At 46.3% G+C, this 12,108-nt stretch carries 15 protein-coding genes and 2 pseudogenes; 2 read left to right on the top strand and 15 right to left on the bottom strand.

Annotated elements, in window-relative coordinates:
* Positions 1 to 134, bottom strand: a 134-nt coding sequence (locus FCL48_RS25560; protein WP_169309310.1) for a transposase, incomplete at its 3' end; no start/stop codon positions are given.
* 98 nt (positions 135 to 232) lie between these two features.
* Between FCL48_RS25560 and FCL48_RS21060 the strand changes: the two are divergent.
* Both FCL48_RS21060 and FCL48_RS25980 read left to right on the top strand, forming a co-directional pair.
* A pseudogene (locus tag FCL48_RS21060) lies at positions 233 to 1,586 on the top strand (IS5 family transposase); the annotation flags it as partial.
* A 541-nt stretch (positions 1,587 to 2,127) separates the two neighbouring features.
* A pseudogene (locus FCL48_RS25980) lies at positions 2,128 to 2,595 on the top strand (IS1595 family transposase); the annotation flags it as partial.
* Here the strand turns inward: FCL48_RS25980 and FCL48_RS21050 are convergent.
* The 14 genes from FCL48_RS21050 to FCL48_RS25555 form a co-directional block, all read right to left on the bottom strand.
* The gene (locus FCL48_RS21050; protein ID WP_136875361.1) at positions 2,596 to 2,847 is read right to left on the bottom strand and encodes a hypothetical protein; all 252 of its coding nucleotides are present in this window, start codon (positions 2,845 to 2,847) and stop codon (positions 2,596 to 2,598) included.
* Positions 2,848 to 2,884: 37 nt separating this feature from the next.
* A complete protein-coding gene (locus FCL48_RS21045) occupies positions 2,885 to 3,298 on the bottom strand; it encodes a c-type cytochrome (RefSeq protein ID WP_136875359.1) in 414 nt (137 codons plus the stop codon).
* A complete protein-coding gene (locus FCL48_RS21040; protein WP_205747791.1) occupies positions 3,288 to 3,971 on the bottom strand; it encodes an SCO family protein in 684 nt (227 codons plus the stop codon). The genes FCL48_RS21045 and FCL48_RS21040 overlap by 11 nt, the downstream gene beginning before the upstream one ends.
* 257 nt (positions 3,972 to 4,228) lie before the next feature.
* A complete protein-coding gene (locus FCL48_RS21035; protein ID WP_136875357.1) occupies positions 4,229 to 4,537 on the bottom strand; it encodes an addiction module antidote protein in 309 nt (102 codons plus the stop codon).
* Between the two features lie 3 nt (positions 4,538 to 4,540).
* Complete coding sequence (locus FCL48_RS21030) at positions 4,541 to 4,837, bottom strand: type II toxin-antitoxin system RelE/ParE family toxin (RefSeq protein WP_136875355.1); 297 nt, start codon at positions 4,835 to 4,837, stop codon at positions 4,541 to 4,543.
* 68 nt (positions 4,838 to 4,905) lie between these two features.
* Positions 4,906 to 5,790, bottom strand: coding sequence for a protoheme IX farnesyltransferase (locus FCL48_RS21025; protein ID WP_136875353.1), 885 nt, complete (start codon positions 5,788 to 5,790; stop codon positions 4,906 to 4,908).
* 219 nt (positions 5,791 to 6,009) lie between these two features.
* Complete coding sequence (gene coxB / locus FCL48_RS21020) at positions 6,010 to 6,603, bottom strand: cytochrome c oxidase subunit II (RefSeq protein WP_136875351.1); 594 nt, start codon at positions 6,601 to 6,603, stop codon at positions 6,010 to 6,012.
* Between the two features lie 93 nt (positions 6,604 to 6,696).
* The gene (locus FCL48_RS21015; protein WP_136875349.1) at positions 6,697 to 6,987 is read right to left on the bottom strand and encodes a cytochrome C oxidase subunit IV family protein; all 291 of its coding nucleotides are present in this window, start codon (positions 6,985 to 6,987) and stop codon (positions 6,697 to 6,699) included.
* 15 nt (positions 6,988 to 7,002) lie between these two features.
* The gene (locus FCL48_RS21010; RefSeq protein ID WP_136875347.1) at positions 7,003 to 7,599 is read right to left on the bottom strand and encodes a cytochrome c oxidase subunit 3 family protein; all 597 of its coding nucleotides are present in this window, start codon (positions 7,597 to 7,599) and stop codon (positions 7,003 to 7,005) included.
* Positions 7,596 to 9,221, bottom strand: a complete 1,626-nt coding sequence (locus FCL48_RS21005) for a cbb3-type cytochrome c oxidase subunit I (protein ID WP_136875346.1) — start codon at positions 9,219 to 9,221, stop codon at positions 7,596 to 7,598. The genes FCL48_RS21010 and FCL48_RS21005 overlap by 4 nt, the downstream gene beginning before the upstream one ends.
* 33 nt (positions 9,222 to 9,254) lie before the next feature.
* On the bottom strand, positions 9,255 to 10,040 hold the full coding sequence (locus FCL48_RS21000; RefSeq protein ID WP_136875344.1) for an SCO family protein: 786 nt from the start codon (positions 10,038 to 10,040) through the stop codon (positions 9,255 to 9,257).
* Positions 10,041 to 10,042: 2 nt separating this feature from the next.
* Complete coding sequence (locus FCL48_RS20995) at positions 10,043 to 10,585, bottom strand: DOMON domain-containing protein (RefSeq protein ID WP_136875342.1); 543 nt, start codon at positions 10,583 to 10,585, stop codon at positions 10,043 to 10,045.
* Between the two features lie 44 nt (positions 10,586 to 10,629).
* Positions 10,630 to 11,055, bottom strand: a complete 426-nt coding sequence (locus FCL48_RS20990) for a DUF2231 domain-containing protein (protein ID WP_136875340.1) — start codon at positions 11,053 to 11,055, stop codon at positions 10,630 to 10,632.
* Between the two features lie 255 nt (positions 11,056 to 11,310).
* Complete coding sequence (locus FCL48_RS25555) at positions 11,311 to 12,093, bottom strand: acyltransferase (RefSeq protein ID WP_240744911.1); 783 nt, start codon at positions 12,091 to 12,093, stop codon at positions 11,311 to 11,313.
* Positions 12,094 to 12,108 lie beyond the last annotated feature (15 nt).

Below are 12,108 nucleotides of genomic sequence, written 5' to 3'. Positions count from 1 at the left end.
TCGGTGAAGCATTGCGAAAAACGGTGGAGAATGTTTGTCCGCTGTTCCACTTCTCGTAACAACAACGCCCCTCCGTCAGAAGTGATAGTCCCGCCATTAAAATCTGCAACGATTTCTCGTCTACCTAGATTCAACTCAGAAAGCCCTAAGAGTCTGTAATTAGGTGAATAAATATTGTTATAATAGTATAATGTGCATGACTTAATAAGATAACCCCGAAAAAGGCGTGCACATGATTCGATACAGGAGCAGCAAGCAGCTCACGCTCGACGGATTCACCCTGCCATTTGGCGGCAAGCTGAATCCTGACAACAGGTGGGTGAAGTGGAGCGAAATTATTCCCTGGGATGACCTTGCTGTCGGTTACTACAAACCCATGAGTGATCGATACGGTCGACCAAGTAAAGATGCCAGGATTGTGATCGGAGCTATTATTATCAAGCACAAACTGACACTGAGCGATGAAGAAACAGTCCTGCAAATCCAGGAGAATCCGTATCTCCAGTACTTCATTGGCTTTTCTAGCTACAAGGATGAACCACCATTTGCACCTAGTTTGTTTGTGGATATTCGTAAACGGATGGGCCAAGAGGTTTTTAGCTCATTTGAGCAGGTAATTCTTGAGAAAATTGGTATTGGTGGAAAGACAAGTATCAAGCCAGTTGTGAATAAAGGTAAGTTGCTGGTTGATGCCACCGTTGCTGAGCAGGCAATTCGATATCCGACGGACTTGAATTTGCTCAATGAAGCCAGAGAAATCTCTGAGCAGCTGATCGATGAGCTGTACGCATTGAGCGACTATTCAAAGAAACCTCGGACTTATCGTAAAAAAGCGAGAAAGCTGTATTTGAACCTGGCGAAAAACAAAAAACCAGGCTTGAATTTGAGGCGTCGTGGCCTTCGAGAGCAACTCCAATTCTTGAGAAGAAACCTGAAGCATATTTCTTGCTTGCTTGATCATCTTGGAAGTACGCCGTTTCCTTTGGAGTACAAGTTGCAGCGGAAGTATTGGATCATTCAGCATCTCTACAATCAACAAGACGGGATGTACAGAAGTAAGCAGAGGCGTTGTGATGATCGGATCGTATCCATATCACAACCCCATGTTCGCCCTATAGTACGTGGCAAGGCAAGCAAGAGTACAGAATTTGGTGCCAAGATCAATATCAGCATGACCGATGGTTTAGCTTTTGTAGATCATCTCGGCTGGGATGCCTTTAATGAGAGCAAGGACTTGAAGCAGCAAGTCGAGGAATATCGTCGAAGATACGGCTATTACCCGGAAGTGGTTCTTGCTGATCAGTTGTATGGAACACAGGACAACAGAAGGTACCTCAAGGAAAACGGGATTCGATTCGGTGGAAAGGCTTTGGGACGCCCACCCAAACAGACGATTGAAAATAGAGATCGCCTCAAGCAAATCAAATCGCAACGTATGCAGGACAGTCGGGAGAGAATACCAATCGAAGGCAAATTCGGCCAAGGCAAGAATGGGTACCGATTAAACTATATTCGGGCTAGGCTTCAGAAAACCTCTGAAGCCTGGATCAATAGTATTTTCCTGGTAATGAACCTGAAGGTTCTATGGGAAAATTTGGATAAAAAAATAAAAAAAACGCTTTTCTCAGAGTGGTGTTTGTTGATTAAGCATGACTGGGCTCGTCCACTATGGAAACTGAATCACTTCTGCTGGTTGCCCTCAATTTTTTGATGGACGGATAGCCACTTTTCTGAGGAAGCTCTACCTAAGGCTTGAAATGAACCATATTCTTTTGTACACTCTGTTTTCATAAGGTCACCTTTGTTGATATTATTAACGTCTTGATATCACGCTAATTATACAACAATTGTGGCCTTTTTTGTTCAATTTAATGAGATATTCGGGCTAAACTTCCCCTTACTACTTGGTTTCTGGCTATCTACTTCATAACTCAATCTAAAGATGGCTTATCGGCTCTCCATTTGAGAAGGCTACTTGGAATTTCTGTAAATGCGGCCTTCAGGTTGAAGCAAAAAATTCAGCATGTCATGAAGAGTTCTGATGATTCTCTACGTCTTGATAACCTTGTTGAGCTTGATGATGTGTACTGGGGTGGTAAAAAAAGTGGAAAATGAGGTCGCGGAGCATCTGGTAAAATACCATTTCTCGCAGCAGTCTCCCATAACGATAATGGTCACCCAATTCACATGCGGATGAGTAAAGTTAAAGCATTTACCTCCAATGAAATTGAGAGATGGGCTTTAAGGCGCCTCGACGATAATTGTGTCGTAGTTACAGATGGCTTTAGGTCATTTTCTAGTATTTGCCATGTAGTGGATCTTCATCATTCAATCAACACTGCTGGGATATATGAAGATCCTGACAACAAGTTTTTTCATTGGGTCAATACCATGATTGGCAATGTCAAAAGGTCTATTCACGGTACATATCATTCCGTAAGTTCCGAACACTTGCCTAGATATTTAGCTGAATTCAATTTTCGATTTAATAACAGGTTTAATATGGGATCCATGATTGAGATTTTGATTAAGCAGGCGATTAAAACCGAACCTCTACCTCAGTATAAATTAAAACGTGCTGAAGAATGGGGGTAATCAGAATAGCTTTTCATCGGAATGTATACTTGAACCTATAAGCATAAAATGTTGAGCAAAACCTTTTTTTACCAAGTCAAGCCCTGCTGTAATTCGCTCATTGTCACCAGGAAAAACAACAACCAGGTCAGCCGGTTCAAGCTGGACTTCAGCGTGGGAATAGTAAATTGCTGTTGCTGTCTGGATCGTGGCGATCAGGCAGATGAAGCAGATGAAAATAGCGCTCCATTTTAATAGGGGTTTTTCAATCATTTCGGTGTTTTTTAGACGTTGTTTACGATAATTGCCATTACTGGCTGTTACATTGGCTCAACCACTGTTCAACCTGTAGTTCTGTTGTCGGGTGGTTCCATTTCTGTTGCATGAAGCCGATAATTGCAGTCATCTCCTCCGTGGTGACCCTGGTCATGGCTGGCATGATCTGGTTGAAGGTGGTGTCGCCTACAGTTATCTCACCTCTTAGGCCATTGCGGATGATGCAGGGCAGGTGGGAGACGTCTTCTTTTAAAAATCTGGAATTATGGATGGGCGGGTAGACTTTTAAAAAGCCTTCGCCCTCATGGCCATGGCATCTGGCACAGTTGGCCGTGTAAAGCTGCTCTGGGCTCAAGGGTTCAGCAGACCAGGTTAAGGTACTGCAGGTGAGTATGGTTACAAGACTGAGCAGGGCCATAAGGCAAAGGGAGGTTATATTACTTTTCATCAATAAACACCTTCAGGTCTGAAATGAGTCGGTCCACTTCCTTAGCGTCCGTACCGTCATAATAGCCACGGATTTTTTTATTCTTGTCCACCAAAACAAAAGAGCCGCTATGGATATAGCCGCCCGGGCTGTTTTCATCTTTGAGCGCGCCAAGCATATAGTTGTTTTTGGCTATGGCAAAGATCTCTTCCTGGGGACCGGTCAACAACTGCCATCTTTTTGCTTCGATGCCGAGACCCTCTGCATAGTTATGGAGCACTTCGACGGTATCGGTTTCCGGGTCGACGGTGTGGGATACGAGCAGCAGATCCGGAGTATCAGGGAACGCCTCGTAAATCCGGAACATTTGTCTTTTCATGAGGGGGCAGATTGTGGGACAGGTTGTAAAGAAGAAATCGGTCACGTAGACCTTGTCCTGTATAATTGCTTCGGTAACGACCTCGTTATCCTGATTATGGAAGCTGAAGGGGTGGCTTACTTCTCCGTATACCCTGAACTTCTCGTCATTGCTGCCTTTGCAGGCGCTAAGTGCAAGAAGCAGACAGAGCAAAAGAAATATTAAAGCGTTTTGCTGCTTGAGTTTTACGTTAGGTGTCGGGATGTGATTATTGCGATACATCATAGGATTAATGGGTAAAACAGGCTTGTTAGTAGGTATATGTAAACGTGTCATTTCTACTTAACCACCTTGGCTTTGAGGTGTCTATTCATTTATGGCCATCTTGAAAAATTGCCAATTTGCCCAACTTCATCGGTATGTTCAGAATTTTATCTTCGGAGGTAAGGTAAAATGAGAAGGTTGGTTCACCTCCCGAGTTTTATGCTATACATAGCATGTTCGACAAGAACTAACTCAACGCAGTCATATGCTACAATTAAAGGAGAACCAGCCATGCGTTGCGGGCATCAGCCCGCGTTAGAAATATTTGCTCATCGTGTGTGGACAGGTTTTGCCACCAAACGAACACCGAGGGCGGCACATACCCGGTTGATAGTGTCAAAGCGTGGCTTGGCATTGGGCTTGAGCGCTTTGTATAACGCCTCTCTGGTAAGACCCGAGGCTTGAGCAATTTCACTCATTCCGCGTGCCTTAGCGGCAACACCCAGTGCATGAGCAAGCTCGGCAGCGTCTCCATCTTCAATAACCATAGTCACATAGGCGGCGATGTCTTCTTCACTGCTCAGTTGTTTAGCCATATCAAAATCTGGCAGATCAGCAATACTTATTTTTTTGGGCATAATTCAATCCTCTAGCATAGTTCCGAGTTGTTTGGCTTTGGCAATGTCTGCTACTTGAGAGCTCTTATCTCCGCCTCCAAGCATCACGATTAAGGTATCTCCACGCTTGACGTAATACATTCGCCAGCCAGGGCCAAAGTATTCTCTCATCTCAAATATGCCGTCACCAACAGACTTAACATCACCAAGATTACCGCGCTGTGCCTTGTCAAGGCGGCGGCTCAATCTGAGACGGGTCATGCGGTCTTTAAGGCCATCAAGCCAGGAGTCAAATTCTGGAAGCGTTTTAACTGTTAGCATATAGAATATGTATCCGATCGATTACAAAATGTCAAGAGAGACAGAACTCCAATGTGTGTTCGAGGTGTCTATTCATTTATCATAAACGAAGAGAAAGCCAGAAGAGTCATGATACCAAAGAGAAAGCTGTTGAGTGAGACAAAAAGTATTTTGTAACGCGGATTGCTGTTTAAAAAGAGATAGAGCAGAAAGCCAGTGATAAAAACAGGCGCACCGGTTGCAAGGATCAGTCGGCCAGTATGGGATAAAAAGCCGGGTATAACGGTAAGAGAAAGAACAATGGTTAAAAATGAGAGCAGCCAGATGGCGATGATTTTCTTGACCCGTGACACGGAAAAGCGGGTGATAAGGTTGGTGAAATCGCCTTTTTGTCTATAGTCTTCCGCGTATTGAAGAAGGATGAGGCAGAAGTGGGGCGGCTGCCAGAGGAAAAACAGTGCCATTACTGCCCAGATGAGCGGCGCAAAAGAGGCGCCGCCTGCAGAGGTCCAGCCTATGTATGGCGGGATAGCTCCAACGATTCCGCCTGGAATGAGGGCAAACTCCGAGACCTGTTTGAGCGGGGTATAGATCAGGTTGTACGTGACCAGGGCGACCAGGCCAAGTGCCATTGGCAGGAGGTTACCAGCGCAGAGATAGAGCAGGATAAGCCCAAGCAGACAATTGACAACGGCAAAGATGGAAGCTGCTTTTCTGGAGATGAGACCACTTGCAACGGGGCGGTTTCGGGTCCTTATGTAGGATGCATCAGCTTCTTTTTCCTGCACGGAGTTAAAAGATGCAGCTCCGCAGGCAAGGAAAAATACGCCGAAAAAATTCAGCAAAAAATCACTGGAGAATGCAGGTCTGGCCAGAAGATAGCCGAAGGCTGCGGAACAGGCGACCATTGCGACAAGCGGTACTTTCGCTGTTTGATGGAATAATTTGAGTTGGGTGAGTAGTTTGTTGTGCATGGAGAAGGGAATTGAGAGACTTAATGGGAGAAGGGATGCAAATCATTTCACCCTTCGGGCAGGTCGACATAGTGTACTCTTCTTTGTTACATCAAGAATTGCCTGCAGAAAGGCAGTTCTGAATGCGCATTGATTCGCACACTATCTTGGCCTGTCAAATTTGCAGATGAAGAGAAAGAAAATCTACCAATTGCTCGCCTTGTTCCAATGCAAAGATTCTTATTCTTCCTCTTCAAGCCATTCTTCATACTCTTCATTGGGAACCACCCTGAGCTTTGCCGTCATGTAGGAGTGGTCTGTGCCGCAATATTCTGCACAGAAGATGTCAAATTCTCCTTCCTCCTTTGGTGTAAAAGTCAGGTAGGTTGGCAGCCCTTTTACCGCATCCACTTTCACTCGAAAGGCAGGGATAAAGAAGCTATGGATCACATCAAGGGACTCTATGTTCAGCTTGACAGGGGTGTTAACCGGTACCACCAGTTCATTTTCTGTTTCTTTGTCATTGTCGTAGATAAAGATCCAGGAAAACATCTGGCCCAGAACTTCTACTTCGATGGCGTCATCAGGAACGTTGCGCAGCCCGGTATACGACGACCAGCCAATCCAGAACATTGAAAGGGCAATGAATGTGGGAATGATGCTCCAGATTAATTCGAGCTTCCAGTCGCCCCGTATGTCGGATGGAACCGGGTTTTTGCTTCGCCTGTACCGGACGACAAAATAGATCATCACCGCTGTTATTCCAATAAGCAGAATAAGAGATACTCCAAAAATGTACCAAAAGGCACGATCCACCCCTAAGACTGGGTCCATATTTTATCCCCTTTGATAGCTTGGTCGAACATTTCCCATAGCTATCTGAGTATTGAGCAAAAAGAGTTACGTTAAAATAATGTGGTTATCTCACTACCGATACGCGACATCCCAGAATGTGAAACTGATCATTATAGCCAGAAAACCGACAGTACTGAGAAATGATACTTTTATCGCTATGCTTTCATATTTCAGATGCATGAAAAATAACAGAACCAGGCTGACCTTAAAGCAGGCGATGCCAAGGGCAATGGGAACGTTGAAGATGCCCATGTGAACATAGCTTACCCCTACGGTGACTCCTGTGAGGATAAGCAGGCTGATCAGGACAAGTGCCAGTTGCTTATAGCTCATCATATGTTGGATACTAGAATCTTTACTCATAACAGTTTCTCTCTCTTACAGAACCAGATAAAATAAGGGGAAGACAAAGATCCAGATAAGATCCACCAGATGCCAGTAGAGCCCCGAGTTTTCCAGCATGGCAAAGCGCTCGGCATGAATCTTGTTGCTGGCAACCAGCACAAAGCTGATGGCGAGCAGGGTCATGCCGATAATGACATGCAGACCATGCAGCCCGGTGATCACATAGTAGAGACCAAAGAAGATGTTTTGCCCCGGTGGACCGTTAATCAGTGTCTCTGAATTGGGATAGATGTCGTGGTGGAACTTGGCGCCCCACTCAAAATACTTATTAATGAGAAAGACAATACCACAGATAAAGGAAAAGCCGATCAGCGACAGCGAAAGCTTTTTTGAGCCAAGGCGTATAGCCGTGATGGAGGCCGCCACGGTAAAACTGCTCAGGAGCAGAATGATGGTGTTAATCGCACCGATCACCCTGTTGAGTTGCCTCCCACCTTCAACAAAGTCTGTGGGGTAGGCATGGAAATATGCGGCGTAAAGAACAAACATCCCGCCAAATAAAATAATTTCGGAATAGAGGAATAGCCACATTCCCAGGCGGATTCCGATGAAGTCTATAGGTTTATTCATGATTGAGCGGCCTTTTTTAACACCTCAGAAAAATCGTAAGGATAATCTTTGACAGACGGTGCCGTCACAAAGTTGTGTACTGGTGGAGGAGAGGGAACAGACCATTCAAGGGTAACCCCACCCCATGGATTTTCGGGGGCGACCACTTTTTCTCTAAGACTCATGACCAGGTTGTACAACATTAGCAGGAGGCCGATAACCATAATGATCCCGCCTATGCCGGCAAGGGCATTTCCCTGAGCGAACTGGGGCAGATAATCGAAGTAACGGCGTGGCATACCCATCATTCCAAGGACGAACATCGGAACATAATGGAACATGAAACCGACTGTAATGAGAGTCGCTGCGATGTAGGCTTTTTTGATATTATACATAACCCCAAACATTTTCGGCCACCAGAAGTGCAGTCCGGCAAAAAAAGCAAAACCGGCACCACCAAACATGGTGAAATGGAAGTGGGCTACGATAAACTGGGTGTCATGCACATGGATATTGGTACCCGCTGCGCCTATGACCAGGCCCGTCAAACCGCCGACGGTAAACAGGTAGATGAATATCAGGGCGTAAAGTAGAGGCGGTGTCATCTCGATCGATGCCTTGTACAGGGTGGCAACCCAGGAAAACACTTTGATTGCCGTCGGGATGGCCACAAGATAGGTGAGCAGGGAGAAAATAAAAACCGCTGTGTCACTTATTCCACTGGTATACATGTGGTGGGCCCAGACGAGGGATCCGGCAACTGCGATTCCCATAGAGGACCAGACAATAGCCTTGTATCCGAAAATTGCCTTTCTGGAAAATGTTGGAATCACCTCGGAGATGATACCCATACCGGGCAGTATCATCACATACACGACAGGGTGAGAATACATCCAGAACAGATGCTGGTAGAGAACCGGATCGCCGCCCTTGTCGGGGTCAAAGAGTCCGATACCAAAGGCCCGTTCAAAGATGACGAGGAGCAGGGTGATTGAAATCACGGGTGTTGCCAGTAACTGAACCCAGCCTGTGGCGTAGAGGGACCAGGTAAAAAGAGGGATCTGCATCCAGCCCATCTCTTTTACTCTCATCCTGTGCACGGTGGTAATAAAGTTGAGGCCGGTCAGCATGGAAGACATCCCAAGGATGAATGCGGCCGTCAAGGTAAGCGGGACGCTATGGTTGGTCGTCACACTAAAGGGGACATAAAAGGTCCAGCCGGTATCAGGAAAACCGCCCCCCGTGAAGAGTGAAACAATGGCCAGCAGACCGCCAAGCATATACAGGTACCAGGACAGGAGGTTCAGCCTTGGAAAGAAAACATCATCAGCTCCCAGTTGGATGGGCAGGATAAAATTACCAAAAATAGCTGGTATTGCAGGGATAATAAAGAGGAAGATCATGATCACCCCGTGCAGGGTGAAGGCAGAGTTATACAGTTTTGCCCCCATGATCGTCGGTCCTATGGACATCAGCTCTATGCGAATAAGAAGTCCGAGGATGATGGCCACGGTAAACCAGAACATAACAGCCCAGAGGTACATAATGGCAAGCCGTTTATGATCGTGGGTGAGCAGCCACGCTTTGATTCCGGTAAGGTGCGCCGGGGCCGGGGTATCGAAAAATGATTTTACATCAGACATGATGAGTTTTCCATTCTATCCATTTTTAAACGGTTACTGACGGTCTTTTCTGAGTGTGCGTACGAGGAAAAAACCACCAACACCAATCAGTACCATAACAGATATTTTCATGATCCTGAAAATGCTGCGATTTCGCTCCGGGTCGCCGCTCAGGCAATAAGCCAGAAAGCGACGAATTGATGTGGTTGGCGTGCCTTTTTCGGCTTCGGCAATTGCCAGGTCTACATCTCCTGGAAGAAATGCACCGTACACATACTTGATTATTTTACCGTCTCGGCCTACAGCGACAAGGGCAGAAGGGTGGATGAATAAGCCGTCCCCCGAAGGCTTGAAGGTGTATCCGATACTCTCTGTGACCTGCTGGATATTATGCGTGTCGCCAGTGAGGAAATGCCATGAAGCTGTTGAGAATTCACCTTTGAGCATGTGGGTGTAATTTCTCTTTGCCTTGTCGGCGTCTTTGGGTGTTTCCGTATGATCAAAGCTGAACGTTATTATATTAAAAGAGTTGCTGTCAAGAGATGTCTGCTGCATTGCCATCGCCAGGTTCGCCATATCAAAGGAGCATACCCGCGGGCAGTTAAAGTATACAGGCAGCACCAGAGTCGGCTTGTCGATGAGCTGCCCAAGCGTTACGTCTTCGCCTTTTTCGTTTTGAAAAACTGCATCAAGGGGAAGAAAATCTCCCCCTTTTTCAACAACTCCTGTGGGTTGCTCGACTTCTACCGCCCCATCCTGGGCATAGATCATCCCTCCTGTGGTTCCTGAAAGTAACAGGAGCAGAAGAGGGATGAGGTAGAGTCGAACACGTCGAACCATTACTATTTCTGAGCACCAGTGCTGAGATTAACAACGATGGTAGCATTAAAAACGTGTTTCATCCTGAAAGAGTCTCTGTCGCCACCGTAACCAAGAATGACTGTGGTGTCTGCTGCCGGATCGATAACCCCGTCCTTTTCATCCCCGGAGTTCAGTGGAATAGAAAATTCAATCGTTGTCGTATCACCTTCCTCGGTGCCGCCAACAACGGTGACGTTGTCTTTACCGCCGACTTTGTCATCCATCTTGTGCTGGGTTGCGGCCATACCAAAATCGTCTTCAATTTTAACCTTACCATCCTTTACATAACCGATGATGATGTTTGCATCTTTCATCTTTGAGGATGGATTAAAACCTACTGCTACCCAGCCTTTTGTTGGGGCAGAAAGTTTGACCGCAAGTTGATCGCCTTCCACACTCCAGTCAAAAGTCATTTTGTCAGCGGTAATACTATGCTGATACTCAACACTCTGGGCTGGAAGCACCATACAGGTTAACAACGCAAATAGTACGGCTGCGGTGGTAGCAAAGGTCCTCTTGAACATAAATTTTCTCCTTTAAGTTGTTAGTGTAGAAATTGGTTGTATTTTCATCCGCCGTATATGATTTCTCCACCGGAAAAACCGAGACCGCCGGCACATGCAAGACAGAGAGTGTAGAGCAAAAACATCTTGCCAACGCCTGCGCCCTGAATATTTTCCCGGATAGAGTATGCAAGCAAGAGAGTCAGGACAATAGCCAGAACTATCTTTATGGTTATGAAGATGCTCATGGTTCCACCGAAAAACTGCTGCCAGTCCAGGTAACCGGCAAATATCGTAGGAATAATAAAGATGAGGGCGAGTACGGAACAGTGCAGGGAAGTTTTTAAAAATACAGCTTTTCTGGTGACAAAGGCAACCAGACCAAAAAAGAAACAGCCGATGACCATACCCATTGGAATGTGAGTGAGGGCAGGGTGGAGCGGGTGGGCGAAGCCGATAGCTTCGAGAGTGCTGAAAATAAATTCTGTCATATTTCACCTCGGTGTCATATTTCTCACTTCTGAAACAGCTGTCACGTAAACTGACATGCTACACGGCTACCTGTGTCTGCATGTGTTTAATACTATGGCACAATTATAGAAGAATCAAGCAGGTGAATCGAGAGACTGAAATTTTATTTTGCTAAAGAAGCACCAGTCTCCCATAGCTCATCAATACTGTGTTATCGGATGGTTGCCAATATAAAAAACACGGCAATGGCTACCAAAGACGGACAGGATATTGTTTTATGCCGGGTCTGCGTTCTTTTTTCGACTGCCGATAATCCTGGCAGGACTGCCTACAGCGATGGCATAATCGGGCAGATCTTTTGTCACCACCGATCCCGCACCAATAACGCAACCTTTGCCGATGGTCACTCCATCAAGAATGGTGGCCGAGGCCCCGATCCAGGTGTTGGCTCCGACAGTTATAGGACCGCGGGAATAAATTCCCTGGTACATGATAGGTTTGTCGAGATCATCGAGGTTGTAGCGGGCGCCACCAATATAACAGTTTCCTGCGATGAGGACGTTGTTCTCAAGGATTATCTTGCTGATGCTGGTGAGGATGACATGGGCCCCGATATCGCATTCATCCCCTATGAGCAGCGGACCATGTTTTGCCTGGATGACGGAGCCCTTGCTGATGACTGTGCGGTCACCGATAGACATGATACTTTCCGGCCCGGTGCCGCCATCCAGCAGAGTGTGGTCATCAATGGCAACGTTGTCGCCAACACTGATATTGCCTGGATTACGAAGAATGATCCCCCTGCCTAATATGAAGCCACGGCCGCAGGATTGAAAGAGTGAGGAGAGGGAGAGTTTTCTCAGCAGATAGCCGAGACCGCCACCAAGGTTCGTTAATAAAAGCTGGGAGGTCTCGAAGACGATCAGTTGGAAAAAGCTGGAATTACGGCCCAGCACTTTCTCCCGGTAGCGGGTGAGAGGGTTGCCCCCCTGGTACAGCTGCTTTGAAAGAACCTCTTTTTCCATATCCTGCTTGTTGTGGCTCTGTGTGTCTGTCATGGGATGCGAAGTAAT

The organism is Desulforhopalus sp. IMCC35007, assembly GCF_005116575.1.
Lineage (GTDB): Bacteria > Desulfobacterota > Desulfobulbia > Desulfobulbales > Desulfocapsaceae > Desulforhopalus_A.
Note: the sequence above shows the minus strand (reverse complement) of the source record. Positions and strands in the feature narration are given on the sequence as shown.

Excerpts from the sequence above, each read along its gene's own strand:
- FCL48_RS21050 (WP_136875361.1), bottom strand. The coding sequence starts at position 2,847 with ATGATTGAAAAACCCCTATTAAAATGGAGCGCTATTTTCATCTGCTTC.
- FCL48_RS21045 (WP_136875359.1), bottom strand. The coding sequence starts at position 3,298 with ATGAAAAGTAATATAACCTCCCTTTGCCTTATGGCCCTGCTCAGTCTT.
- FCL48_RS21040 (WP_205747791.1), bottom strand. The coding sequence starts at position 3,971 with ATGACACGTTTACATATACCTACTAACAAGCCTGTTTTACCCATTAAT.
- FCL48_RS21035 (WP_136875357.1), bottom strand. The coding sequence starts at position 4,537 with ATGCCCAAAAAAATAAGTATTGCTGATCTGCCAGATTTTGATATGGCT.
- FCL48_RS21030 (WP_136875355.1), bottom strand. The coding sequence starts at position 4,837 with ATGCTAACAGTTAAAACGCTTCCAGAATTTGACTCCTGGCTTGATGGC.
- FCL48_RS21025 (WP_136875353.1), bottom strand. The coding sequence starts at position 5,790 with ATGCACAACAAACTACTCACCCAACTCAAATTATTCCATCAAACAGCG.
- coxB (WP_136875351.1), bottom strand. The coding sequence starts at position 6,603 with ATGGACCCAGTCTTAGGGGTGGATCGTGCCTTTTGGTACATTTTTGGA.
- FCL48_RS21015 (WP_136875349.1), bottom strand. The coding sequence starts at position 6,987 with ATGAGTAAAGATTCTAGTATCCAACATATGATGAGCTATAAGCAACTG.
- FCL48_RS21010 (WP_136875347.1), bottom strand. The coding sequence starts at position 7,599 with ATGAATAAACCTATAGACTTCATCGGAATCCGCCTGGGAATGTGGCTA.
- FCL48_RS21005 (WP_136875346.1), bottom strand. The coding sequence starts at position 9,221 with ATGTCTGATGTAAAATCATTTTTCGATACCCCGGCCCCGGCGCACCTT.
- FCL48_RS21000 (WP_136875344.1), bottom strand. The coding sequence starts at position 10,040 with ATGGTTCGACGTGTTCGACTCTACCTCATCCCTCTTCTGCTCCTGTTA.
- FCL48_RS20995 (WP_136875342.1), bottom strand. The coding sequence starts at position 10,585 with ATGTTCAAGAGGACCTTTGCTACCACCGCAGCCGTACTATTTGCGTTG.
- FCL48_RS20990 (WP_136875340.1), bottom strand. The coding sequence starts at position 11,055 with ATGACAGAATTTATTTTCAGCACTCTCGAAGCTATCGGCTTCGCCCAC.
- FCL48_RS25555 (WP_240744911.1), bottom strand. The coding sequence starts at position 12,093 with ATGACAGACACACAGAGCCACAACAAGCAGGATATGGAAAAAGAGGTT.